The 23,980-nt window shown below is 72.7% G+C and carries 21 protein-coding genes; 15 read left to right on the forward strand and 6 right to left on the reverse strand.

Translation table 11 applies throughout. The annotated features are described in order from the left end of the window. Window positions 1–15 precede the first annotated feature (15 nt). From gatC to gatB, 4 genes are read left to right on the forward strand one after another with little or no spacing between them, the layout of a single operon-like run. Window positions 16–312: an Asp-tRNA(Asn)/Glu-tRNA(Gln) amidotransferase subunit GatC gene (gene gatC / locus ACFWU6_RS06945; RefSeq protein WP_165335824.1), complete on the forward strand. Its 297-nt coding sequence runs from the start codon at window positions 16–18 to the stop codon at window positions 310–312. Window positions 313–317: 5 nt separating this feature from the next. Continuing rightward, the gene (gene gatA / locus ACFWU6_RS06950; RefSeq protein WP_383802710.1) at window positions 318–1,811 is read left to right on the forward strand and encodes an Asp-tRNA(Asn)/Glu-tRNA(Gln) amidotransferase subunit GatA; all 1,494 of its coding nucleotides are present in this window, start codon (window positions 318–320) and stop codon (window positions 1,809–1,811) included. Then, window positions 1,808–2,053 carry a hypothetical protein gene (locus ACFWU6_RS06955; RefSeq protein WP_383802712.1) on the forward strand — a complete coding sequence of 82 codons (246 nt, stop codon included), beginning with the start codon at window positions 1,808–1,810 and terminating at the stop codon, window positions 2,051–2,053. Before gatA ends, ACFWU6_RS06955 begins: the two co-directional genes overlap by 4 nt. Window positions 2,054–2,069: 16 nt before the next feature. Continuing rightward, complete coding sequence (gene gatB, locus ACFWU6_RS06960; RefSeq protein ID WP_383979012.1) at window positions 2,070–3,581, forward strand: Asp-tRNA(Asn)/Glu-tRNA(Gln) amidotransferase subunit GatB; 1,512 nt, start codon at window positions 2,070–2,072, stop codon at window positions 3,579–3,581. Between the two features lie 84 nt (window positions 3,582–3,665). Here gatB and ACFWU6_RS06965 read toward each other — a convergent pair whose 3' ends face one another. After that, window positions 3,666–3,791: a hypothetical protein gene (locus ACFWU6_RS06965; protein ID WP_383979014.1), complete on the reverse strand. Its 126-nt coding sequence runs from the start codon at window positions 3,789–3,791 to the stop codon at window positions 3,666–3,668. Between the two features lie 144 nt (window positions 3,792–3,935). On the opposite strand from ACFWU6_RS06965, the gene ACFWU6_RS06970 reads away from it, so the two are divergent. After that, window positions 3,936–4,649 (forward strand): siderophore-interacting protein, encoded by a 714-nt coding sequence (locus ACFWU6_RS06970; protein ID WP_383979074.1) that lies wholly within the window; start codon window positions 3,936–3,938, stop codon window positions 4,647–4,649. Between the two features lie 229 nt (window positions 4,650–4,878). On the opposite strand, the gene ACFWU6_RS06975 is transcribed toward ACFWU6_RS06970, so the two are convergent. Further along, window positions 4,879–5,676 carry a GNAT family N-acetyltransferase gene (locus ACFWU6_RS06975; protein ID WP_383979016.1) on the reverse strand — a complete coding sequence of 266 codons (798 nt, stop codon included), beginning with the start codon at window positions 5,674–5,676 and terminating at the stop codon, window positions 4,879–4,881. 54 nt (window positions 5,677–5,730) lie between these two features. Here ACFWU6_RS06975 and ACFWU6_RS06980 point away from each other — a divergent pair, with 54 nt between their 5' ends. The 3 genes from ACFWU6_RS06980 to ACFWU6_RS06990 all read left to right on the forward strand — a co-directional run bounded on the left by ACFWU6_RS06980 (window position 5,731) and on the right by ACFWU6_RS06990 (window position 9,284). After that, window positions 5,731–6,129, forward strand: coding sequence for a signal peptidase I (locus tag ACFWU6_RS06980; RefSeq protein WP_383802721.1), 399 nt, complete (start codon window positions 5,731–5,733; stop codon window positions 6,127–6,129). 211 nt (window positions 6,130–6,340) lie between these two features. Next, a complete protein-coding gene (locus ACFWU6_RS06985) occupies window positions 6,341–8,590 on the forward strand; it encodes an MMPL family transporter (protein WP_383979018.1) in 2,250 nt (749 codons plus the stop codon). Between the two features lie 73 nt (window positions 8,591–8,663). Next, window positions 8,664–9,284: a hypothetical protein gene (locus ACFWU6_RS06990; protein ID WP_383979020.1), complete on the forward strand. Its 621-nt coding sequence runs from the start codon at window positions 8,664–8,666 to the stop codon at window positions 9,282–9,284. A gap of 135 nt (window positions 9,285–9,419) precedes the next feature. On the opposite strand, the gene ACFWU6_RS06995 is transcribed toward ACFWU6_RS06990, so the two are convergent. From ACFWU6_RS06995 to ACFWU6_RS07005, 3 genes are all read right to left on the reverse strand, one after another. Beyond that, window positions 9,420–9,608: a DUF6191 domain-containing protein gene (locus ACFWU6_RS06995; RefSeq protein ID WP_383979022.1), complete on the reverse strand. Its 189-nt coding sequence runs from the start codon at window positions 9,606–9,608 to the stop codon at window positions 9,420–9,422. 33 nt (window positions 9,609–9,641) lie between these two features. Next, the gene (locus ACFWU6_RS07000; RefSeq protein ID WP_383979025.1) at window positions 9,642–10,940 is read right to left on the reverse strand and encodes a PQQ-dependent sugar dehydrogenase; all 1,299 of its coding nucleotides are present in this window, start codon (window positions 10,938–10,940) and stop codon (window positions 9,642–9,644) included. A 105-nt stretch (window positions 10,941–11,045) separates the two neighbouring features. After that, window positions 11,046–12,053: an aldo/keto reductase gene (locus ACFWU6_RS07005; RefSeq protein ID WP_383812841.1), complete on the reverse strand. Its 1,008-nt coding sequence runs from the start codon at window positions 12,051–12,053 to the stop codon at window positions 11,046–11,048. Between the two features lie 73 nt (window positions 12,054–12,126). Between ACFWU6_RS07005 and ACFWU6_RS07010 the strand changes: the two genes are divergently transcribed. The 7 genes from ACFWU6_RS07010 to ACFWU6_RS07040 all read left to right on the forward strand — a co-directional run bounded on the left by ACFWU6_RS07010 (window position 12,127) and on the right by ACFWU6_RS07040 (window position 22,562). After that, window positions 12,127–13,083: a 2-hydroxyacid dehydrogenase gene (locus ACFWU6_RS07010; protein WP_383979028.1), complete on the forward strand. Its 957-nt coding sequence runs from the start codon at window positions 12,127–12,129 to the stop codon at window positions 13,081–13,083. Between the two features lie 273 nt (window positions 13,084–13,356). Then, window positions 13,357–16,221, forward strand: coding sequence for a putative bifunctional diguanylate cyclase/phosphodiesterase (locus tag ACFWU6_RS07015; RefSeq protein ID WP_383979031.1), 2,865 nt, complete (start codon window positions 13,357–13,359; stop codon window positions 16,219–16,221). A 210-nt stretch (window positions 16,222–16,431) separates the two neighbouring features. Next, a complete protein-coding gene (locus ACFWU6_RS07020; RefSeq protein ID WP_383812837.1) occupies window positions 16,432–18,309 on the forward strand; it encodes an acetolactate synthase large subunit in 1,878 nt (625 codons plus the stop codon). A 32-nt stretch (window positions 18,310–18,341) separates the two neighbouring features. Next, window positions 18,342–18,866: an acetolactate synthase small subunit gene (gene ilvN / locus ACFWU6_RS07025; RefSeq protein WP_053677671.1), complete on the forward strand. Its 525-nt coding sequence runs from the start codon at window positions 18,342–18,344 to the stop codon at window positions 18,864–18,866. A gap of 108 nt (window positions 18,867–18,974) precedes the next feature. Beyond that, window positions 18,975–19,976, forward strand: a complete 1,002-nt coding sequence (gene ilvC, locus ACFWU6_RS07030) for a ketol-acid reductoisomerase (RefSeq protein WP_383812840.1) — start codon at window positions 18,975–18,977, stop codon at window positions 19,974–19,976. Between the two features lie 282 nt (window positions 19,977–20,258). Then, window positions 20,259–21,848 carry a phosphoglycerate dehydrogenase gene (gene serA, locus ACFWU6_RS07035; protein ID WP_383810371.1) on the forward strand — a complete coding sequence of 530 codons (1,590 nt, stop codon included), beginning with the start codon at window positions 20,259–20,261 and terminating at the stop codon, window positions 21,846–21,848. 105 nt (window positions 21,849–21,953) lie between these two features. Further along, complete coding sequence (locus ACFWU6_RS07040) at window positions 21,954–22,562, forward strand: TetR/AcrR family transcriptional regulator (RefSeq protein ID WP_383810367.1); 609 nt, start codon at window positions 21,954–21,956, stop codon at window positions 22,560–22,562. Window positions 22,563–22,575: 13 nt separating this feature from the next. On the opposite strand, the gene ACFWU6_RS07045 is transcribed toward ACFWU6_RS07040, so the two are convergent. Beyond that, a complete protein-coding gene (locus ACFWU6_RS07045; RefSeq protein WP_383979034.1) occupies window positions 22,576–23,979 on the reverse strand; it encodes a PucR family transcriptional regulator in 1,404 nt (467 codons plus the stop codon). Window position 23,980: the final 1 nt, after the last annotated feature.

The raw sequence follows: 23,980 nt of genomic DNA on the forward strand, positions 1-23,980 counted from the left end.
CCAGAGGATCGCTGCATGCCTGGCATCACGCGCGAGGAGGTCGCCCACCTCGCTCGGCTGGCACGTCTGGAGCTCAAGGCCGAAGAGCTGGAGCACTTCGCCGGACAGCTCGACGACATCATCGGCGCGGTCGCCCGCGTTTCCGAGGTCGCCGACCAAGACGTCCCGCCGACCTCCCACCCGCTGCCCCTGACGAACGTCATGCGCGCGGACGAGGTCCGTCCTTCGCTCACCCCCGAGCAGGCGCTCTCCGGTGCTCCCGCCCAGGAGCAGCAGCGTTTCAAGGTGCCGCAGATCCTGGGGGAGGACTAACAGCCATGACCGACATCATCAAGCTCACGGCCGCGCAGACCGCCGAGAAGATCGCCTCCGGCGAGCTCACGGCCGTCGAGGTCACCGAGGCCCACCTGGCCCGCATCGACGCGACCGACGAGAAGGTCCACGCCTTCCTGCACGTCGACCGCGAGGGCGCGCTCGCCCAGGCCCGCGCCGTCGACGCCAAGCGCGCGGCAGGAGGGAAGCTCGGCCCGCTGGCCGGCGTCCCGCTCGCCCTCAAGGACATCTTCACCACCGTCGGGGTCCCGACCACCGTCGGCTCGAAGATCCTCGAAGGCTGGATCCCGCCGTACGACGCGACCCTGACGCGCCGGCTGAAGGAAGCCGACGTCGTCATCCTCGGCAAGACCAACATGGACGAGTTCGCCATGGGGTCCTCCACCGAGAACAGCGCCTACGGCCCCACGGGCAACCCCTGGGACCTCACCCGCATCCCCGGCGGCTCCGGCGGCGGCTCCGCGGCCGCGCTGGCAGCCTTCCAGGCGCCCCTGGCCATCGGCACGGACACCGGCGGCTCCATCCGCCAGCCCGCCGCCGTCACGGCCACCGTCGGCGTGAAGCCCACGTACGGCGGCGTCTCGCGCTACGGCATGGTGGCCTTCTCCTCCTCCCTCGACCAGGGCGGCCCCTGCGCCCGTACGGTCCTGGACGCGGCCCTCCTCCACGAGGTCATCGCCGGCCACGACCCGATGGACTCCACTTCCGTCGACGCGCCGGTCCCGCCGGTCGTCGAGGCGGCCCGCAACGGCTCCGTCGCCGGCATGCGCGTCGGCGTGGTCAAGCAGTTCGCCGGCGAGGGCTACCAGGCAGGCGTCGTCCAGCGCTTCAACGAGTCGGTGGAGCTCCTCAAGGAGCTCGGCGCCGAGATCGTCGAGCTGGACTGCCCGTCCTTCGACCTGGCCATGGCCGCGTACTACCTGATCGCGCCGTCGGAGGCCTCCTCCAACCTGGCCCGCTTCGACGCCATGCGCTACGGCCTGCGCGTCGGGGACGACGGCACCAAGTCCGCCGAGGACGTCACCGCCCTGACCCGCGAGGCCGGCTTCGGCGACGAGGTCAAGCGCCGCATCATCCTCGGCACGTACGCGCTCAGCTCCGGCTACTACGACGCGTACTACGGCTCGGCCCAGAAGGTCCGCACCCTCATCACCCAGGACTTCGAGAAGTCCTTCGAGCAGGTCGACGTCATCGTCTCCCCGACGACCCCGACCACGGCCTTCCCGATCGGCGAGCGCACCGACGACCCCCTCGCCATGTACCTCGCGGACCTGTGCACCATCCCGACCAACCTGGCCGGCAACGCCGCCATGTCGCTGCCCTGCGGCCTGGCGCCGGAGGACGGACTCCCGGTCGGACTGCAAATCATCGCCCCGGCGATGAAGGACGACCGGCTGTACAAGGTCGGCGCGGCCGTGGAGGCCGCCTTCATCGAACGCTGGGGCCACCCGCTGCTTGAGGAGGCACCGTCCCTGTGAGCACCAGTGCACTGTCCAAGGCCAAGGGCTTCAAGAAGTCCAAGACCGGCACCTACCTGTCGATCGGCACCACCGCCTTCGGCGCGCTCAGCGTGATCAAGCAGGTCAGGTTGGCCCGCACCGACAACGACGTGCTGAAGCTGGTCGACGCCGCCGTGTCCGCCGCCGCCATCGTCACCGGCCTCGCGATCCTGTACCGCGAGCTGAAGCGCCTCGGCGACGACGACGTCCTGCTGGGCTGAGAGGGAAAGTTTCACCGTGACAACCTTCACCGAACTGCTGTCGTACGAGGACGCTCTCGCCTCGTACGACCCCGTCATGGGCCTGGAGGTCCATGTCGAGCTCGGCACCAGGACCAAGATGTTCTGCGGCTGCTCGACCGAGCTGGGCGCCGAGCCCAACTCGCAGACCTGCCCGGTCTGCCTGGGCCTGCCCGGCGCCCTCCCGGTCGTCAACGAGATCGGCATCGAGTCCGCCGTCAAGATCGGTCTCGCGCTCAACTGCGAGATCGCCGAGTGGTGCCGCTTCGCCCGGAAGAACTACTTCTACCCGGACATGCCGAAGAACTTCCAGACGTCCCAGTACGACGAGCCGATCGCCTTCAACGGCTTCCTCGACGTGCAGCTGGAGGACGGCGAGATCTTCCGCGTGGAGATCGAGCGCGCCCACATGGAGGAGGACACCGGCAAGTCCCTGCACGTCGGCGGAGCCACCGGCCGCATCCACGGCGCCTCGCACTCGCTGCTGGACTACAACCGCGCCGGCATCCCCCTCATCGAGATCGTCACCAAGCCGATCGAGGGCGCCGGCGAGCGGGCCCCCGAGGTCGCCAAGGCGTACGTCGCCGAGCTGCGCGAGGTCATCAAGGCGCTCGGCGTCTCCGAGGCCCGCATGGACAAGGGCCAGATGCGCTGCGACGTGAACCTGTCGCTGCGCCCGACCCCCGAGTCCGAGTTCGGCACCCGCAGCGAGACCAAGAACGTCAACTCGCTGCGCTCCGTCGAGCGCGCGGCCCGCTACGAGATCCAGCGCCACGCCGCGGTGCTCTCCTCGGGCGGTTCGATCGTGCAGGAGACCCGGCACTTCCACGAGGAGGACGGCTCCACCACGGCCGGCCGCATCAAGGACAACGCCGAGGACTACCGGTACTTCCCGGAGCCCGACCTGGTCCCCGTGGCCCCGGCACGCGCCTGGGTCGAGGAGCTGCGCGCCGCTCTGCCCGAGATGCCGCGCACGCGCCGCAACCGGCTCCGCGAGGACTGGGGCGTCACCGAGCACGACATGCAGTCCATCCTCAACGCGGGCGCGGTGGACTCGATCGTCGCCACGATCGAGGCGGGCGCCGACTCGGCCGCCGCGCGCAAGTGGTGGATGGGCGAGCTCGCCCGCAACGCCAACGAGCAGGGCGTCGTCGTCGACGAGCTGCCGATCACCCCGGTGCAGGTCGCCCGGGTCGCGGCGCTGGTTGCGGCCGGGGAGCTGAACGACAAGCTGGCCCGCCAGGTCCTGGAGGGCGTCCTCGCCGGTGAGGGCACCCCGGACGAGGTCGTCGAGAAGCGCGGCCTGAAGGTCGTCTCGGACGAGGGCGCGCTCGGCGCGGCCGTGGACGAGGCCATCGCGGGCAACGCGGCCATCGCGGACAAGATCCGCGGCGGCAAGGTCGCCGCCGTCGGCGCCCTGGTCGGCGCGGTCATGAAGACCACCCGCGGCCAGGCGGACGCGGCGCGCGTCAAGGAGCTCATCCTGGAGCGCCTGGGCGTCGGCGAGTAGCCCCGCGTCCCGCCCGAGGGCACAGGCGTACGGCGGCCCCGCACCGGAAGTCCGGTGCGGGGCCGTCCGCGCGGGACGGACCGCTCAGCGGGCCGGCTGCGGGGCGGCGATCACGACGGTGCCGTTGTCGCAGCCCTTCTCCACCTCGATGCGCAGGCGCAGCCCACCGCTCACGTCGACCGACTTCGTGACGGGCTTCCCCAGCTCCACGAGCTCGGAGAAGGCGGCAAGGGCGGGGGCGGGACGGGTCCCGGACCTCCCCCGGCGTGCTGAGTTAGGGTGTCCTAACCACAGGCGCGCGGGGGAGGGGTCGGAGATGGCGGTCGGCAAGGGCTGGGCGTGGTCCTCAAGCTCATGCGGGGCAAGGACTTCACGTTCACGGTGACGCGGACGGAAGAGGTCACGGAGCACTACCGGCGGATCCACTTCACCGACGGCGGGCTGCTCGCGGCGGCGGGCGGGTCCCCGCACCCCACGATGTGGGTCCGCGTCTGGTTCGAGGGCGCCGGCCGGCCGCACCAGCGGGCCTACACCCTCGTGGACCCCGACCCGCGGGCAGGCACCTTCGCGCTGGAGTTCGCCCTGCACGAGGGGGTCGCGAGCGCTTGGGCGCGCGCCGCCGAGCCCGGCGACACCGTCGACGCCACCGTGCAGGGCACCGGCTTCACCGTCCCCGAGCCGGCGCCCGAACGGCTGCTGGTCATCGGCGACGCGGCGTCCCTCCCGGCGATCAACTCCCTGCTGGACGCCTTCCCGAGGACCGCTGCGACGATCTGGTTCGAGACGCAGCACGACTCGGACGCGGAGCTGCCCGTACGGCTGGACGCGGACCGGCACGAGCTGCGCCGGGTGGCGCGGGACGGCACGGCGCTGGTCGACCGGGTCAAGGCGGAGCTGCCGGAGCTGGTCGGGGACCCGTCGTCGGCGTACGTGTGGCTGGCCTGCGACACGGCGACGACGCGCGCGCTGACGTCGTACCTCCGCAAGGACCTCGCCCTGCCGAGACAGCGGGTGAACGGGCTCGGCTACTGGCGGGCCGGAGCCGGAGCGGGAGCCCCGGCGGCCTGACGGTACCGGGGGCCCGCTCCGGTGCGGCGGTCAGACGCCGCCCCGGCGGTCCGGTCCCGGTGGTGCTGTCCCCGGTGGTCCGGTCCCGGCAGTGCGGCCCCGGGGAGTCCGGCTTCGGCGGTACGGCCTTAGCGGTCCGGTCCCGGCGGCGCGGCCATATCCAGCCGGCTCCGGCGGTCCGGGCGGGCCGGTCCGGGCGGTGCGGCCCCCGCGGGTCCCGCGGTGCGTTTCAGCCCGCCCACATGTACGGCACCGTCACCCCGAGCACCTCGAAGCCCAGCCGTTCCAGGATCGGGCGGCTGTCCTGCGACGCGTCCACCTGGAGGTAGGGGATGCCCCGCTCCGCCGCCAGGCGGGCGCGGTGCGCCACCAGCAGCCGGTAGATGCCCCGGCCCCGCCACAGCGGGTCCGTGCCGCCTCCCCAGAGGCCCGCGAACTGCGTGCCCGGCCGCATCTCCACCCGGGCCGCACTCACCGGGGTCCCGCCCGCCATCGCGACCACGGCCGCGATGCACTCCGGCTCGTCCCGCACCATGCCCAGCACCTGCTCCCGGAGGCCGGGCCGGGCCGTCCCGAAGGCCCGCGCGTGGACCGCCATCATCAGGTCCACGCCCGCCTCGTCCGTCACCGGCCGCAGGGTGACCCCCTCCGGCGGCTCCACCGACAGCTCCGCCAGCTCCGCGGTCAGCCCCACCATCAGCGTCTCGGCCGGCTCCGGGACGAACCCGGCCGCACGCAGCCGACCGCCCAGGTCCGCCGGCCGGTCGTGCGCGTACAGCTTCCACTCGAACTCGGACACCTCGTTCTCGGCGATGAACGCCACCTGGGCCGCGATCTCCGCGTCCGCCGTCTCCTCGTCGAGGTCCGACCAGAGCACCCCGCTCCACCCCGGGCCCGGAAGGGTCTGCCGTACCACCCGGCCCACCCGCTCCACGCGGGCGTCGGGGGCGTCGGGTCGGGCGTCCCGCCGCATCAGGGCGTCGTAGCGGTCCCGTATCCCGGTCAATTCAGCACGATCGATCGTCATCGGACCAGCTCATCAGGGTCCAGGCCGCCCGCACAACTGCATTAGCCTCGGTCCGTGACCGCCGACTCCACCATCTACACCGGCAGGGCCGCCCCCGACGCGGCCGCCGACCGAGGCTGGCTCCTGGGCCACTTCAAGGACGCCGCCGACCCCCGCCACAGCCAGGACGTGGAGATCAAATGGGGCGTCCACCCCAAGGGCGACGCACGCGAGCGGTGGGCGACCGGGGAGCGGCGCACCGCCCTGCTGGTCCTGATCAGCGGCCGCTTCCGGATGGACTTTCCGGAGCGCAGCGTCGTCCTCGCCGAGCAGGGCGACTACGTCGTGTGGGGCCGCGGCGTCGACCACTCCTGGTACGCCGAGGAGGACGCGGTGGTCCTCACCGTCCGATGGCCCTCGGTCCCCGGCTACCGGGCCGACCGGCCCGACGCGGCGGAGCCCGGCGCCGCATAGGTCCCGCATTCCCGCGGCCCCCTGTGACGATGCACACGAAAGGGGCCGACGATCAACGAACGCTGAGATCGTGGACGTGCGTACCGATCGTGGAACCCCCGGGCGACCTCCGGGTCCCGGTCGGGCCTCCATCATCCGAAGTGTTCAGTTCACGTGTTCTTTCCGACGGGCCTCCCCCGGTGAAGATCCGTACCACCAGGGAGCACGACCGTTGGCCGCAATCGCGCGGTGGTGCATGCGCCACCGGCTCCTCGCCGTCCTGATCTGGCTGCTCGCCCTCGGCGCGAGCGCGGCGGCCGCCGGGACCGCCGGAGCGGCGTTCTCCACTGACTACCGGGTCCCCGGCACCGAGTCGGGCAGGGCCGACGACCTCCTGCGCGAGGCCTTCCCCGGTCAGGGCGGAGACACCGACACCATCGTGTGGCGGGCGCCGGAGCACCACAGCGCCCGCACCCCGGACATCGAGGCGCGCATGACCCGCGCCCTGCGGGCCGTCGCCGGCCTGCCGGGCGTCGGCTCGGTCGTGAGCCCGTACGCGGCCGGCCCCGAGAGCGCCGCGCAGATCAGCCCCGACGGGCGCACCGCCTACGCCGTGGTCACCTTCGACCGGCAGGCCGACGCCGTACCCCGGGCGCAGGCCCAGGCGGTCGTCGACGCGGCGAAGAACGCGGACACCGAGGCCGGCGGCCTCCAGGTGGAGCTCGGCGGCCGAGCCGTCGGCCTGACCGAGGCCCCCACCGCGCACCTCGCCGAGGTCATCGGCGTCGCCGTCGCCGCCCTCGTCCTCTTCCTCGCCTTCGGCTCGCTCGCCGCCAGCCTGCTGCCCATCGCGACGGCCCTGGTCAGCGTCGGCACCGCCTACTTCGGCATCACCCTGCTCGGGCACGCCATGCCGGTCGCCGACTTCGCCCCGATGCTCGGCACCCTGGTGGGCCTCGGCGTCGGGATCGACTACGCGCTCTTCATCGTCACCCGCCACCGCAAGGGCCTGGCCCGCGGCCTGTCCGTCGCGGAGGCCGCCGAGAACGCCGTCTCCACCACCGGCCGGGCCGTCGTCTTCGCCGGGGCCACCGTCTGCATCGCCCTGCTCGGCATGCTGGTGCTGCGGCTGACCTTCCTCGACGGCGTCGCGATCGCCGCCTCGGTCACCGTGGTGCTGACCGTCGCCGCCTCCGTCACCCTGCTGCCCGCCCTCCTCTCGTACATCGGCGTGCGCGCCCTCTCGCGCCGCGAGCGCCGCAGGCTCGCCGCCGAGGGTCCTCGGCCGGAGCGCACCACCGGCTTCGCCGCCCGCTGGTCCGCCTTCGTCGAGCGGCGCCCGAAGCTCCTCGGGGCCGTGGCGACCGCCGTCATGCTGGTACTCGCCCTGCCCACGTTCTTCCTCCACCTCGGCACCTCCGACCAGGGCAACAACCCGGCAGGCTCGACGACCCGGCAGGCGTACGACCTGTTGGCGCAGGGGTTCGGTCCCGGCGCCAACGGCCCGCTGACCGTCGTCGCCCGCCTCGACGGCGCAGGCGACCGGCTCGCCGTGGGCCGCCTCGCCGAGGAGATCCGTACGACGAAGGGCGTCGCCTCCGCCGGACCGGCCGTCTTCGACCGGAGCGGGGACACCGCCGTCCTGACCGTCGTGCCGGACTCGGCCCCCCAGTCCCGGGCCACGAGCGAGCTCGTCGACACCCTCCGCGAGGAGGTGGTGCCGCGCGCCGGCCGCGGCAACTCCATGCAGGTCCACGTGGGCGGGGTGACGGCCGGCTACGACGACTTCGCGGAGGTCATCGTGGGCAAGCTGCCGCTGTTCGTCGGGGTGGTCATCGCCCTGGGCTGCCTCCTGCTGCTGCTGGCCTTCCGCTCGCTGGGCATACCGCTGAAGGCGGCGGCCATGAACGTCGCCGCCGTAGCCTCCTCCTTCGGCGTCGTGGTGGCGGTCTTCCAGTGGGGCTGGGGGAGTGAACTCCTCGGCCTGGGAAGCTCCGGGCCGATCGAGCCGTTCCTGCCCGTGATCATGGTGTCGGTGCTCTTCGGGCTCTCCATGGACTACCAGGTCTTCCTGGTCGGCCGGATGTACGAGGAGTGGCTGGCGACCGGTGACAACCGGCGGGCCGTCCGCGTGGGGCTCGCGGAGACCAGCCGGGTCATCAACTCGGCGGCCGTCATCATGATCTCCGTCTTCCTCGCCTTCGTCCTCAGCGGCGACCGGATCATCGCCATGTTCGGCATCGCGCTCGCCGCGGCGGTCGCCCTCGACGCCTTCGTGCTGCGGACCCTGCTGGTCCCGGCCCTGATGCACCTGCTCGGCGGCGCCAACTGGTGGCTCCCCGCATGGCTCGACCGGCGGCTGCCGCGGATCAGCATCGAACCCCCCGAGTGCCGCTCCCGTGCGGCACTGCCCGCGCAGCGCCCGGGCGCGGGGACCGCCGTGAGCGAGGACGGTGCCGGGCAGGCGACCGCCGCGAGGTGATCCGGCGGACCGCCGTCCGCACCCGCGCCCGATTCTCAGAAACCTCTCAGACGGGCCGCCTACGGTGCCCCGCATGGACACCACCAAGACCCCTGCCCCGAACGCCCCCGAGGCGGACGCCACCCCCACCGACCTGAAGAAGACCGAGGCCGCACGACCGGCCGGGGCGGCGGCCGGGAGCGGCATCGACCCCACGGCCGCGGAGCAGGACAAGCACACGGAGCAGGACAAGGACGCGGAGCAGCTCCGGGACCTGGACGACGAGGAGTTCGAGGAGGAGTACGCCGAGGACGAGGCGCAGCCCGCCGGCGTCGGCGCCGCCGCCTCCGCCCTCGTGGCCGCGGGCCTCGGGGGCGTCGCCCTCAGCGGCAGCTGGGCCTCCCGCGTCCTGGCCGAGCGGCAGACCCTCATAGGGCAGATCGAGGGCAACAAGGCGGCCCCGCCGGCCGACCAGATCTCCTCCCTCTACGGCGACGCCTGGCAGCTCACCGCCCTCGCGAACGGCGTCCTGGCCACCCTGGCCCTCCTCCTCGCCGTCTTCGTCCTCGTCCGTCCGGCCTTCGGCGCCCCCGGCCGCACCCTGCCCACCTGGGTCCGCGCCGTCGCCTGGGCTGCCGTCGTGCTCGGCGCCCTTGGAATCCTCGTCTTCGGTGCCATGTACTTCCTCCCGCTGCCCGCCGTCCCCGCGGTCTAGAGCGGTGAGGCCGGGCGGCGCGGGTCCGGCAGGAGCCGGCCGGGACGCCGCCCGGGTGGGGCCCCGGCGTCGCTGGCCGGGGCGATGCGGCCGCCCTCGCCCGCCGGCTCCGGCCCTTGCCCGCCCCGGGGCCGGTCAGGCCCCGTCCAGAGGCCCCTCGGCACGGCGTATGAGCACCCGGCCGGAGTCGAGGTCTATCGGACCCCGGCCCGGGTCGCCGTCACCGACGTCGGTCCGGGACAGCTCCAGCCGCTTCCTCTCCTCGTCCGTGTGCTTGCGGCCCGGACCGAACAGCTCCTCGATCATGTTGAACACCGCGTCCACCACTCCTTCCGCCCCCGGCCGGGGGCGCGCCGCTCACCGCACCGTCAGTGTCAGGATCCGGTCGTCGCCCGCCTCCGGCGACCCGCGCCCGTCCGTTTCGCTCGTGACCAGCAGCACTCTGTCCCCACCCAGGGCCACCACCGAACGCAGCCGGCCGTACTTCCCTTCCAGGAAGGCCTCGGGCTCCGCGACCGGGCCGGTCCCGGACAGCGGGATCCGCCACAGCCGCTTCCCCTTGAGGCCGGCCATCCACACCGACCCCTGGGCCCACGCGATCCCGCTCGGCGAGGCCTCATCGGTCTTCCACACGGCCACCGGGTCGCGGAAGCCGGGCCGGCCAGCCTTCCCCTCGGCCTCCGGCCAGCCGTAGTTCGCTCCGGGCTCGATCAGGTTCAGCTCGTCCCAGGTGTTCTGGCCGAACTCGGCCGCCCACAGACGCTTGTCCTTGTCCCAGGCGAGCCCCTGCACATTGCGGTGGCCGTAGGAGTACACGACCGAATCGGGCTCCGGGTTGCCGTGGACCGGCTCCCCGTCGGGGGTCATCCGGAGGATCTTGCCGCCCAGCGACGCCTTGTCCTGCGCGAGCCCGGTCTCGCCGGTCTCGCCCGTCCCCGCGTAGAGCATCCTGTCCGGCCCGAAGGCGATCCGGCCGCCGTTGTGGATCAGGCCCTTGGGAATCCCGCGGAACACCGTGTCCGGAGCGCCCAGTTGCTGCCCGGGGGGTCTCTGCTCGTCATAGCGCAGCCGGGCGATGCGGTTGTCCGACTCGGTCGTGAAGTACGCGTACACCAACCGGTCCGAGGCGAAAGCCGGGGACAGGGCCAGGCCCATCAGGCCGCCCTCCCCGCCCGGAGCCACCCCCGGCACCCTGCCGATCTGCGTCACCGCGCCGGAGCCGACCGCGATCCTGCTGATCGTGCCCTTGTCCCGCGAGGCGACCAGCAGGTCACCGCCCGGCAGCGGGACCACCCCCCACGGGGACTCCAGGCCCTTGGCGACCTCGCCGGTCACCGTCACCGCCCCCCTGGCCGGCGGGGCGGATGCCGCCGGGGGGCCGGACGGCGTCCCCGAAGGGCCCGGCGAGCCGGAGCCCCCCGCCACCGCACCCGGTGGGGAACCGTCGGGCCGCGCGCCCCCGCCGCCCGCCGGGGGCGAGCACCCGGCCGCGAGCAGGGCGCCGCACCCCGCCAGCGCGACCGCCGCCAGCACGCCCCGCCTCCGCGCCCCCGCCCCCGGCGGCGCTCCCCGCCCCGCGTCGCGCGCTCCCCGCCCCGCGTCCCGCGCGCCCGGCAGAGCGCCCCGCCCCTCGTACCCCACCTGTCCGTACCGCATCGCCCTGCTCCCTTCCCGTCCCGCGATCGTGCCCTTCCCCAGTCTCAACAGCCTCGACGGTTCCCGAAGTTCCGCCGCTCGTACACTCGATCGAGTGGTTGCGGGTCAGTCCCAGGCTCCCACCGCGTCCGGGAGCGCCGCCAGCTCGGCCAGGTCCGCCGCCGTGAGCCTCACCTGCGCCGCCCCCGCGTTCTCGGCGGCCCAGGGCGCCCGGTCCGCCCCCGGCACCGGCACCACCTGCGGCCCCTGCGCCAGTACCCACGCCAGCGCGGCCTGCGCCACCGTCACCCCGGGCCCGTGCCGCCGGGCCACCCGGCGCAGCGCCGCCACCAGCACCTGGTTCGAGGCCATGGCGTCCGCCGTGAACCGCGGATGCCGGGCCCGCACGTCCTGCGACTCGAACCCCTCGCCCGGGGTGAGCGTCCCCGTCAGGAACCCGCTGCCCAGCGGCATCGCCGCCAGGAACCCCACCCCGCGCGCCGCGCACCACGGCAGCAGCTGCCACGCCGCCGCCGGCGACCACAGCGACAGCTCGGCCTGCACCGCGCTCACCGGGAACACCTGCTGCGCCCGCTCCAGGTGCCGCAGCGTCGTCCCGTACGCCCGGTCCCCGCCCCGGCCCGCCCCGGGCCCCGCCCCGGCACCCAGCGCGCAGAAGCCGAGCGAGCGCACCTTCCCCGCGCCCACCAGTTCCGCCATGGCGCCCCAGGTCTCCTCCACGGGCACGTCCGGATCCACCCGGTGCAGCTGGTACAGGTCGATGACGTCCGTGCGCAGCCGCCGCAGCGAGGCGTCGCAGGCCCGGCGCACGTAGTCCGGCCGCCCGTCCGCCACCACGTGCTGGTCCCCGGCGCGCAGCCCCACCTTCGCCGAGACGAACGCGTCCTGCCGCCGCTCCCGCAGCACCCGGCCCAGCAGCAGTTCATTGGTGTAGGGGCCGTAGACGTCGGCCGTGTCCAGCAGGTTCGACCCCAGGTCCAGCGCCGCGTGCACCGCGGCCAGCGATTCGTGTCCCCGCCTGCGCGAGGGCGCGTACGCCCAGCTCATCGGCATGCACCCGAGACCGATGGCGCCCACCGCCAGCGCCCCCGCCCCGATCGACCTGAGCTCCACTCCTGCGTCCCCCTCCCGGTCCGGAAAACAAACTAACGGCTCGTTCCCGCCGTCCTGGCATAGCCTCGTGATCATGAATGCAAAGACCGAGGACGTCTGGCTCCCCTTTCCGGCCGAGGAGGTCCCGGGCCTGCCCGACTCCTTCCGATACCGCCGGTGGGACGGCGAGGACGCCTTCCCCGCCGATCCGGCCGACTGCGTCTTCTACGTCGCCCCGTACATGAAGTCCCCCCAGGTCACCGTGCGTCCGCTGGCCGCGATGCCCGCCCTGCGGGTCGTCCAGACCCTGACCGCGGGCATCGACGACCTCCTCGGCGCCCGGGGCGGCCTCGACGCCCTGCCCGCGGGCGTACGGCTGTGCAACGCCGCCGGAGTCCACACGGCGAGCACCGCCGAGCTGGCCCTCACCCTCGTCCTCTCCGCCCTGCGGGGCATCCCCGGCATGGTCCGCGGCCAGGACCGCGAGGAATGGCGCTCCGGCTTCTACGAGGCCCTCGCCGACAAGTCGATTCTGATCATCGGCTACGGATCCATCGGCTCGGCCGTCGAGGACCGGCTGGTGCCCTTCGAGTGCGGCCCGGTCGCACGCGTCGCCCGCACGACGCGCACCACCGCGCGCGGACCGGTGCACGCCCTCCCCGAGCTCCCCCGGCTCCTGCCGCAGGCCGATGTGGTGATCCTCACGACCCCGCTGACCGACGCCACCCGGGGCCTGGCCGGGGCGGAGTTCCTGGGGCGGATGAAGGACGGCGCCCTGCTCGTGAACGTGGCCCGCGGCCCCGTGGTGGACACCGCGGCCCTGCTGGCGGAGGTGGGATCGGGGCGGCTGCGCGCGGCGCTCGACGTCACCGACCCGGAACCGCTGCCCGCGGGGCACCCGCTCTGGCATGCTCCGAATGTCCTGATCACGCCTCATGTCGGCGGCAGCAGCTCGGCGTTCGAGCCGCGGGCCAAGCGCCTGCTGGCCCGGCAGCTCAGCCGCTTCGCGGCCGGGGAGCCGGTGGAGCACACGGTGCTGGTCACCGGGTGACGGGCGGCGCACACGCTCCGCGATCGGGCGGATGCGCGCGGCCGGCCCAACTCCCCTACTGGTGACGGAGAGTAGAGCATCTATGTCCCTGAGTGACGAAAGTGGTGTATCGTCCGGAAGAAGGGGCTGCGCCACGAACGTCTGGCGCTGGGGAGTGATCGGACACTTTGGGGGGCGACGGGCGATGCACGGCCAATGGACGAAGGATCCGACGCGGTACAGCCGCCGGAGGCGACGATGGGGTGCGCCCGAACCAGTGGGCGAGGGGGACCGGTGAGTACCCCGGGGGCGGCGCTGCTGGACCGGCCGCCCCTCGCGGACCCCGGGCGCGGGACAGGCGTCCAGGTACTCCTGGCGGTGGTGTGGAGCGGATACGCCGTCGGCGCCGGCCTCGGCTGGGGCAGCGACGAACTGAGCGACATCATGGGTGACTTCGGCCTCAGCGCCGCTGCCCTCGTCGCCGCAGGATCCTGTTTCCAGTACGCGCGCACCCATGCGAACCGTGACCGGATCGCCTGGGTGCTCTTTGCTCTCTCGTCCCTGATGTCCGCCTGCGGGAACGCGGTCTGGGGGTGGTACGAGGTCGTCACCCACGAACCCATGCCGAACCCGTCCCCGGCCCAGTTCTTCTTCCTGTGCTTCGCCCCGCCGGCGATCGTGGGCCTGCTCCTGCTCGCCAAGCGACCCGTCACCCGGGCCGGCTGGCTCTGCCTCGCACTCGACTCCTGGCTGATCGCCGGATCGCTGCTCACCCTCTCGTGGAGCCTGGCCCTCGCCAAGGTGGCCAGGTCGCACAGCGCGGAGAGCGTCCCCGGGGCCGCGCTCGAACTGGCCTACCCCGTCCTGGACATCGCGCTCGTCTCGATGGTGCTCGTCCTGCACTTCCGGCGCTCCGCGACCAACCGGTCCGCCATCAACATGGCCATCGGCGCGCTCGCGCTCACGGTCCTGTGCGACGCCATCTTCACCTCGCCGCTGCTGAAGGAGACCTACCGCTCCGGCGAGCTCCTCGACGCGGGCTGGTTCGCCGGGTCCCTGCTGCTCGCGTACGCGCCCTGGGGCGCCCGGAGGATCAGCTCCGTCCATGAGCACGCGGCGGCGACCGGGCCGGAGCCCGACAGCGGGCCGATCTCGCGGTCGCTGCCGGCGCTCACCCCGTACCTCGCCGCGGCCGTCTGCACCCTCGGCATCCTCTACAACGTGATCGAGAGCCGCAGCGTCGACAAGGTCGTCGTCGTCGCCGGCTGCACGGTCGTCCTGGCCCTCGTCGTCCGCCAGGGCATCATGCTCCTCGACAACATCGCGCTGACCCAGGAGCTGGCCCAGAAGGAGAACCACTTCCGCTCCCTGGTCCAGGGCTCCAGTGACGTCATCATGATCGCCGCGCCCACCGGCACCCTGCGCTACGTCAGCCCCGCCGCCGCCGGGGTCTACGGCCGCGAGGCCGAGGAGCTGGTCGGCAGCGAGCTCGCCGCCCTGATCCACCCCGACGACCTCGGCCGGGTGGTCCACGAGGTGCGCCGCTTCCTTGCGGCGCCGCAGGCCGAGGAGCCCACCACCCGCATCGAGTGCCGCTTCCGGTCCGGCGCCGGGGAGTGGCTCAACGTGGAGTCCACCGTCAACCGCCACCAGGGCGGGCTCATCCTCAACAGCCGGGACGTCACCGAGCGGGTCCGGCTCCAGGCGCAGCTCCAGCACAGCGCCGAGCACGACCCCCTGACCGACCTGCCCAACCGGGCCCTGTTCACCCGCCGCGTCCGCCAGGCCCTGACCGGCCGCCGCGCGGGCGACCACAGCACCGCCGTCCTCTTCATCGACCTCGACGGCTTCAAGGCGGTCAACGACACCATCGGCCACCAGGCCGGGGACGAGCTGCTGATCGAGGCCGCACGCAGGCTCCAGGACTCGGTCCGGGCCGGGGACACCGCGGCCCGCCTCGGCGGGGACGAGTTCGCCGCGCTGATCGTGGGTGACGGCAGCCGCGACCACAGTGCCCGCGAGTACCAGGCGCACGAGATCGCCGACCGGCTCCGCACCACCCTCTCCCAGCCGTACCGCATCGCGGGCAGCGAGGTGCGGGTCGCCGCCAGCATCGGCGTGGCCTTCGCCGACCCCGGCATCACCCCTTCGGACCTGATGCGCAACGCGGACCTCGCCATGTACCGGGCCAAGGCGGGCGGCAAGAACCGCGTCGAGCTGTACGCCCCGCAGATGCAGGCCGAGGTCGTACGCAAGGCGGAGCTGGCCGGGCGGCTGAGGACCGCGCTGCACGAGGGGGAGTTCGTCCTGCTGCACCAGCCCGTGGTCTCGCTGGCCACCGGCGAGGTCTCGGTGGTGGCGGCCCAGGCCCGCTGGCGCTCGGCCCAGGGGATTCTCTTCACCCCGGCGGAGTTCCTGCGCGTCGCCGAGTACAGCGAGGGCGCCGCCTCCGGCGGTCCCGACGCCTCGCGCACCGCCGAGCTGGGGCGCTGGCTGCTGGAGGAGGCCGTGGAGCAGGCCGCCGACCGGCACCGCGCCGGGCACGGCGTACCGGTGGCGGTGCGGATGACCGCCCAGCGACTCCTCGACCGGGCGGTGCCGCTCGGCTCCGTGGAGGCCCTGTTGACCCGGCACGGGCTGCCCTCCGGGGCCCTCGTCCTGGAGCTGGCCGTCTCGGACCCCAGAGTGCCCTTCGACGACCTCGAACGCCGCCTGGCGGCCCTGCACCGGCTCGGGGTGGGGATCGCCCTGGACGGCTTCGGCAGCGGCTACGCGGCCATCAGCGCCCTGAGGCGGCTCCCGGTGGACATGCTCAAGCTGGACCGGGGACTGGTGGAAGGGGTCGCCGAGTCCGCCCGCCTCCACAAGATCACCGCAGGTTTGTTGCGGATCGCAAACGACCTGGGCATGCAGTCGGTGGCCGAGGGGGTGGACCTGCCCGAGCAGGTCGCGGCCCTGCGCGCGATGGGCTGCACGCACGGCCAGGGGATGGCCTTCTCCGGGCCGCTCGACGAGTACAGGCTGCGCCGCGCGCTCGTGCGCGGTACGTTCCCAGTACCGGGCGGGGCGGTCCAACCCGCCTGGGCCGGAGGCTCGCCCGGGGGTTCGATGGCCATCCACAGAGGCTCACATAATGAGACGCCCGTCCCACCCACTTGACATCCACCTCCCGCCAGAGGGAGGGTCAATGCCATGCGCACCCGAATTCTCGTACGTGGAAAGCGCGTCGGCTGAAGCCGGGACCAGCATGTCCCCGCTCAACGCACCCGACGCGCTCCCCTCGCCTGCCTCCCGGCACGAGGGGTTTTTTGTTGCACTGGCACAGAGTCGAATCCTCGTGAAACCCTCAGCTTCGAGAAGAGAATGCCGATGACCGAGCAGGCCACCGGGGCCCACCCGCAGCCGCGGCCCCGTTCCGGCGGACACCAGTCCGCCGCAGTTGAGCACGTCACGGGCGCGCAGTCCCTCATCCGCTCTCTCGAAGAGGTGGGGTGCGACACCGTCTTCGGCATCCCGGGCGGCGCCATCCTCCCCGCGTACGACCCGATGATGGACTCCAAGAAGGTCCGTCACATCCTGGTCCGCCACGAGCAGGGGGCCGGCCACGCCGCCACCGGCTACGCCCAGGCCACGGGCAAGGTCGGCGTCTGTATGGCCACGTCCGGGCCGGGCGCCACGAACCTGGTCACCCCGATCGCCGACGCGCACATGGACTCCGTCCCGCTCGTCGCGATCACCGGCCAGGTCTCCTCCAAGGCGATCGGCACGGACGCCTTCCAGGAGGCGGACATCGTCGGCATCACCATGCCGATCACCAAGCACAACTTCCTGGTGACCCGGGCCGAGGACATCCCGCGGACCATCGCGGAGGCCTTCCACATCGCCTCCACCGGCCGCCCGGGACCGGTCCTGGTCGACATCGCCAAGGACGCCCTCCAGTCGAAGACCACGTTCTCGTGGCCGCCCTCCCAGGACCTCCCCGGCTACCGCCCGGTCACCAAACCCCACGCCAAGCAGATCCGCGAGGCCGCCAAGCTGATCTGCCAGGCCAAGCGCCCGGTGCTGTACATCGGCGGCGGCATCATGAAGTCCGGTGCGACCGCCGAGCTGAAGGTGCTCGCCGAGCTGACCGGGGTCCCGGTCACCACCACCCTGATGGCGCTCGGCTCCTTCCCCGACAGCCACCCGCTGCACGTCGGCATGCCGGGCATGCACGGCGCGGTGACCGCCGTCACCGCCCTGCAGAAGTCGGACCTGCTGATCGCGCTGGGCACCCGCTTCGACGACCGCGTCACCGGCAAGCTGGACAGCTTCGCCCCGTTCGCCAAGATCATCCACGCGGACATCGACCCGGCCGAGATCGGCAAGAACCGCGCCGTCGACGTCCCGATCGTCGGTGACGCCCGCGAGGTCATCGCCGATCTGATCCAGGCCGTCCAGGCCGAGCACACCGAGGGCAACGCGGGCGACTACAGCGCCTGGTGGAAGGACCTCGGCCGCTGGCGCGACACCTACCCGCTGGGCTACGACCTGCCCGAGGACGGGATGCTCTCGCCGCAGCAGGTCATCGAGCGGATCGGCGCGCTCGCGCCGAAGAGCACGATCTTCGCGGCCGGCGTCGGCCAGCACCAGATGTGGGCCTCCCACTTCGTGAAGTACGAGGAGCCCCGCACCTGGCTGAACTCCGGCGGCGCCGGAACCATGGGGTACGCGGTCCCGGCGGCCATGGGCGCCAAGGTCGGCATGCCCGAGCGCGCCGTCTGGGCGATCGACGGCGACGGCTGCTTCCAGATGACCAATCAGGAACTGGTCACCTGCGCGCTGAACAACATCCCGATCAAGGTCGCGATCATCAACAACGGCGCCCTGGGCATGGTCCGCCAGTGGCAGACGCTGTTCTACAACCAGCGGTACTCCAACACCGTGCTGCACGCGGACGAGACGGGCCACGACACCGTCGGCTCCCAGCTCGGCGAGTCCGCCGCACCCCGCAAGGGCACCCGCGTCCCGGACTTCGTCAAGCTGGCCGAGGCCATGGGCTGCGTCGCGCTGCGCTGCGAGGACCCGGCCGACCTGGACCGGGTCATCGCCGAGGCCAACGCGATCAACGACCGCACGGTCGTGATCGACTTCATCGTCCACGAGGACGCCATGGTGTGGCCGATGGTCGCCGCCGGCACCTCCAACGACGAGGTCATGGCAGCCAGGGGCGTCCGTCCCGACTTCGGCGACAACGAAGACGACTGAGCCGAGAGAGCCCGAGAGAGAGAACGACTCACATGTCCAAGCACACGCTCTCCGTCCTGGTCGAGAACACGCCCGGCATCCTCGCCCGGATCGCCGCGCTGTTCTCCCGCCGCGGGTTCAACATCGACTCCCTCGCGGTCGGTGTCACCGAGCACCCCGACATCTCGCGCATCACCATCGTCGTGAACGTCGAGGACCTCCCGCTGGAGCAGGTGACCAAGCAGCTCAACAAGCTGGTCAACGTGCTCAAGATCGTCGAGCTGGAGCAGCACAACGCCATCGAGCGCGAACTCGTCCTGGTGAAGGTCCGCGCCGACAACGAGACCCGCTCCCAGATCGTCGAGATCGTCCAGCTGTTCCGCGCCAAGACGGTCGACGTCTCCCCGGAGGCCGTCACCATCGAGGCCACCGGCGGCACCGACAAGCTCGGCGCCATGCTCAAGATGCTGGAGCCCTTCGGCATCAAGGAGCTCGTGCAGTCGGGCACGATCGCCATAGGGCGCGGCGGCCGGTCCATCACGGACCGCAGCCTGCGCGCGCTCGACCGCAGCGCCTGACCGCAGCGCCTGCCGACACGCCCGGCTCGCATGGCGAGACCGGCAAACCAAGATTCCGTTCCCCGCCGTACGGTGGGAGCAACACCAGCGCACCAAGGAGATATCCCAGTGGCCGAGCTGTTCTACGAGAACGACGCCGACCTGTCCATCATCCAGGGCCGCAAGGTCGCTGTCATCGGCTACGGCAGCCAGGGCCACGCCCACGCACTGTCGCTCCGTGACTCCGGCGTCGACGTCGTCGTCGGTCTGAAGGAGGGCTCGAAGTCCAAGGCCAAGGCCGAGGAGCAGGGTCTCAAGGTCGTCTCCGTGTCCGAGGCCGCGGCCTGGGCGAACGTCATCATGATCCTGACCCCGGACCCGCTGCAGGCCGAGATCTACGAGGAGTCCGTCAAGGAGCACCTCGAGGAGGGCGACGCGCTCTTCTTCGGCCACGGCTTCAACGTCCGGTACGGCTTCATCAAGCCCCCGGCCAACGTGGACGTCGCCCTGGTCGCCCCCAAGGGCCCGGGCCACCTGGTCCGCCGCCAGTACGAGGAAGGCCGCGGCGTGCCCTGCATCGCCGCCGTCGAGCAGGACTTCAGCGGCAGCGCCTTCGCCCTGGCCCTCTCGTACGCGGCCGGCATCGGCGGCACCCGCGCCGGCGTCATCAAGACCACCTTCACCGAGGAGACCGAGACCGACCTGTTCGGTGAGCAGGCGGTCCTCTGCGGCGGCGCCTCCGCGCTGGTCAAGGCCGGTTTCGAAACGCTGACCGAGGCCGGCTACCAGCCGGAGATCGCGTACTTCGAGTGCCTGCACGAGCTGAAGCTCATCGTGGACCTCATGTACGAGGGCGGCCTGGAGAAGATGCGCTGGTCGGTCTCCGAGACCGCCGAGTGGGGCGACTACATCACCGGCCCCCGCATCATCACCGACGCCACCAAGGCCGAGATGAAGAAGGTCCTCGCCGAGATCCAGAACGGCGAGTTCGCCAACACCTGGATGGCCGAGTACAAGGCCGGCCTGCCGAAGTACAACGAGTACAAGAAGGCCGACGAGGAGCACCTGCTGGAGACCACCGGCAAGAAGCTGCGCAAGCTGATGAGCTGGGTCGACAACGACGAGAGCTGATCTCGCGGCGGCGGGGCCGGGACGGTGCGTCCCGGCCCCGCCGCGCACCACCGGACGGCCGGGACCGCCGGAACGTCGCCCTTCCCGGGGGCGGCTTGTCCACCCCGGCCAACCACGGACGGGTGATCCTTCCGTACAGGCGGAAATCCGGACCGCCAACGCCACTACACTGCTCAACACATACGCGTCAGGCCCACAGTGTCGTGCGTCTTCCACGCGGCTACCCCCTCCACGCCTGCGGCCGTCGGGACGGCCGTCCGCAATGGACTTGTGAGGAACCACGTGAGCTCGAAACCTGTCGTACTCATCGCCGAAGAGCTGTCGCCCGCAACGGTGGACGCGCTCGGTCCGGACTTCGAGATCCGGCACGTCAACGGCGCCGACCGCGCCGAGCTGCTGCCCGCGATCGTCGACGTCGACGCGATCCTCGTCCGCTCCGCGACCAAGGTCGACGCCGAGGCCATCGCCGTGGCGAAGAAGCTGCGGGTCGTCGCCCGCGCCGGAGTCGGACTGGACAACGTCGACGTCTCCGCCGCCACCAAGGCCGGCGTGATGGTCGTCAACGCCCCGACCTCCAACATCGTGACCGCCGCCGAGCTGGCCTGCGGCCTGCTCGTCGCCACCGCTCGCAACATCCCGCAGGCCAACACCGCACTGAAGAACGGCGAGTGGAAGCGGAACAAGTACACGGGCGTCGAGCTCAGCGAGAAGACCCTCGGCGTCGTCGGCCTCGGCCGCATCGGCGTCCTGGTCGCCCAGCGCATGTCCGCGTTCGGCATGAAGGTCGTCGCGTACGACCCCTACGTACAGCCCGCGCGCGCCGCCCAGATGGGCGTCAAGATGCTGACGCTGGACGAGCTGCTGGAGGTCGCCGACTTCATCACCGTGCACCTGCCCAAGACCCCCGAGACCCTCGGTCTCATCGGGGACGAGGCCCTGCACAAGGTGAAGCCGTCCGTCCGCATCGTCAACGCCGCGCGCGGCGGGATCGTGGACGAGGCCGCGCTGTACTCGGCCATCAAGGAGGGCCGCGTCGCCGGCGCCGGCCTCGACGTGTACGCGAAGGAGCCCTGCACCGACTCCCCGCTCTTCGAGCTGGACCAGGTCGTCTGCACCCCGCACCTCGGCGCGTCCACGGACGAGGCCCAGGAGAAGGCCGGCGTCTCGGTCGCCAAGTCGGTGCGCCTGGCCCTCGCCGGCGAGCTCGTGCCGGACGCGGTGAACGTCCAGGGCGGCGTCATCGCCGAGGACGTCCGTCCCGGCCTGCCCCTCGCCGAGAAGCTGGGCCGCATCTTCACCGCCCTCGCGGGCGAGGTCGCGGTCCGGCTCGATGTCGAGGTCTGCGGCGAGATCACCCAGCACGACGTCAAGGTGCTCGAACTCTCCGCGCTCAAGGGCGTCTTCGAGGACGTCGTCGACGAGACGGTCTCCTACGTCAACGCCCCGCTCTTCGCGCAGGAGCGCGGTGTCGAGGTCCGGCTGACCACCAGCTCGGAGTCCCCGGACCACCGCAACGTGGTCACCGTCCGCGGCACCCTGTCGGACGGCTCGGAGGTGTCGGTCTCCGGGACGCTCGCGGGCCCGAAGCACCTTCAGAAGATCGTCGGCATCGGCGAGTACGACGTCGACCTGGCCCTCGCCGACTTCATGGTCGTCCTGCGCTACACCGACCGCCCGGGCGTGGTCGGCACCGTCGGCCGCATCCTCGGCGAGGCCGGCCTGAACATCGCGGGCATGCAGGTCGCCCGCGCCGAGGAGGGCGGCGAGGCGCTCGTCGTCCTCACCGTCGACGCCGAGGTCCCGGGAGGCGTCCTCGCGGACATCTCCGCCGAGATCGGCGCCGCCTCGGCGCGCACGGTCAGCCTCGGCTGATCGCGCACGCCCGCTGAACGGGGGAAGGGCCCGGGGGAGACCCCGGGCCCTTCCGCGTACCCCGGGCAGCGGCTCCCCGGTCGGTGACATCGCTACGGTGTCGGCATGGGACATCGCGAAGATCTGCTCGAAGGTGCCAAGAAGTGCCTGGTCGAGAAGGGGTTCGTGCGGACGACGGCACGAGACGTCGTCAGCGCCTCGGGTACGAACCTGGCCTCCATCGGCTACCACTACGGCTCCAAGGACGCCCTGCTCACTCAGGCGTTCCTCGCCCTGACGGAGGAGTGGGGCGAGGGCTTCCAGTCCGGTCTGGAGGGGGAGGGGGGCTCGCTGGAGCGCTTCCGCGCGCTCTGGGAGGGCGTCCTGGCCCGTCGGGAGGACGCCGGGCCCATCTGGTCGGCCGGCATGGAGGTGGCGTTGATCGGGGACCGGCTGCCCGGCCTGAGGGCGATGCTCGCCGCCTCGCAGGGCGAGGGGCGCCGGGGGTTGGTCTCCATGCTGACCGGCACCCCGGAGGACGAGATCACCGAGCGGGACGTGCGCACCCTGGGCGCCTTCTACCAGGCACTGCTGAACGGCCTCATGATCCAGTGGTTGTTCGACCCCGAATCGGCGGCCACCGCCGAGGAGTTCACCGAGGGGATGCGGCGGGCCGCGGAGGCAGCGGTCGGCGGCGGGCCCGGGGGTGCGTCCGTCTCGTCGCCCGGTTCCTGATCCGGTGCCCGGTTCAGCCGTGCAGGCGCGAGGCCTTGAGGGCCATGTGGAGCAGCAGGCGGTCCTCTCCCTCGTTGAGGTCGAGGCCGGTCAGCTGCTCCACCCGGGCGATCCGGTAGTACAGCGTCTGCCGGTGGATGCCGAGGGCCGCCGCCGCGCGGCCCGCCTGACCGGCGCAGTCCAGGAACACCTCGGCGGTGCGGGCGAGTTCGCGGTGGGCCGGGCCGAGCAGGGCGCGGACCGCCGGGTCGTCGACCGGAGCCGGGGCGAGCGCTGCCAGCAGCCGGTACGGACCGATCGCCGACCACTGGGCCACCGGCCCGAACCGGGGCTGCGCCGCGGCCGCCCGCGCCGCCGCCCGGGCCTGTCCCCAGGCGCCGGGCAGCTCGGCGAGACTCCGGACCGGCTCGCCCACCCCGGCCGTCATCGCGGGCGGTGGCGCGGCGGTCCGAGGGCCGTCGGAGCCCGCCGCCGGTCGGCTGCCCGCGGCGGCCCCCGGCCCGCCGCTCCCGGCCGTTCCGCGGCCCGCTCCCGGGCGGCTGCCCGTGCCCGCGCCCGGTCCTGCGCTCCCGCCCGCTCCGCCGCCCGCGCCCGTGCCCGTGCCCCCGCCCGCTCCTGTGCCGCCGCCCGCTCCCGGGCCGGCGCCGCGGGACGGCCGCGGCTCCGGCGACGGGCCCGGTGTGCGGGGCAGCAGGCGGGCCACCGCCGTCAGGGCCGGAGCCAGGGCGTCCGCCGAACGGAGCCGCAGCAGTACCGCCAGCGCCCCGGCGCCCCGCGCGCCGGGACCGTCGCCGGCCGCCGCGGGCGGGACCACGCACACCGCCGCCGCGCCCGGTACCGCGGCCGGCGCCTCCCCGGGCCACGGCGCCACGCACACCGCCGCGTGCAGCCCGTCCCCGCCCGGCCCGAGGGCCACCCGCAGGGCCGCCACCGCCATGTCCTGCTGCCAGCCCCGGCCGGCCGTGAGCACCGCCAGGAACTCCCGCGACAGGTCGGCCCCCGCCTTCGCCTCCTCGGCGAGCAGGACTCCGACCCGCTCGGCCACCTCCATGGCCGCCGCCAGCGCCTGCGGCCCGGGTCCGGGCTCCTGGTCGAGGAGCCACACGTAGCCCTGCACGATGCCCCGGTACCGCACGGGCAGGCAGATCCGCCCCCGGAGGACCCCGGCGTCGGGCGCCGCCGGGATGCGTACCGGACCGGTCGCACGGGCGATGCCGAAGCCCTCGAACCAGGAGCGCACGGCCGCCGTGGACTGCCGCGTCAGGATCGACCTGGTCCGCACGGGGTCCATCTCCAGATCGTCGTCGCTGTCGTGCGCGCCGAAGGCGATGAGGCGGAAGTCCCGGTTCTCCAGCGTCGCCGGAGCGCCGAGCAGCGCCGAGATCTCGTCCACCAGGTCCTGGTAATCGCCCTTCACC

This window comes from Streptomyces sp. NPDC058674, assembly GCF_042716505.1.
Lineage (GTDB): Bacteria > Actinomycetota > Actinomycetes > Streptomycetales > Streptomycetaceae > Streptomyces.

Excerpts from the sequence above, each read along its gene's own strand:
- ilvN (WP_053677671.1), top strand. The coding sequence starts at position 18,342 with ATGTCCAAGCACACGCTCTCCGTCCTGGTCGAGAACACGCCCGGCATC.
- ACFWU6_RS07020 (WP_383812837.1), top strand. The coding sequence starts at position 16,432 with ATGACCGAGCAGGCCACCGGGGCCCACCCGCAGCCGCGGCCCCGTTCC.
- ACFWU6_RS06970 (WP_383979074.1), top strand. The coding sequence starts at position 3,936 with ATGCGGGGCAAGGACTTCACGTTCACGGTGACGCGGACGGAAGAGGTC.
- ACFWU6_RS06990 (WP_383979020.1), top strand. The coding sequence starts at position 8,664 with ATGGACACCACCAAGACCCCTGCCCCGAACGCCCCCGAGGCGGACGCC.
- gatC (WP_165335824.1), top strand. The coding sequence starts at position 16 with ATGCCTGGCATCACGCGCGAGGAGGTCGCCCACCTCGCTCGGCTGGCA.
- ACFWU6_RS06975 (WP_383979016.1), bottom strand. The coding sequence starts at position 5,676 with ATGACGATCGATCGTGCTGAATTGACCGGGATACGGGACCGCTACGAC.
- ACFWU6_RS07010 (WP_383979028.1), top strand. The coding sequence starts at position 12,127 with ATGAATGCAAAGACCGAGGACGTCTGGCTCCCCTTTCCGGCCGAGGAG.
- gatA (WP_383802710.1), top strand. The coding sequence starts at position 318 with ATGACCGACATCATCAAGCTCACGGCCGCGCAGACCGCCGAGAAGATC.
- ACFWU6_RS07040 (WP_383810367.1), top strand. The coding sequence starts at position 21,954 with ATGGGACATCGCGAAGATCTGCTCGAAGGTGCCAAGAAGTGCCTGGTC.
- ACFWU6_RS07000 (WP_383979025.1), bottom strand. The coding sequence starts at position 10,940 with ATGCGGTACGGACAGGTGGGGTACGAGGGGCGGGGCGCTCTGCCGGGC.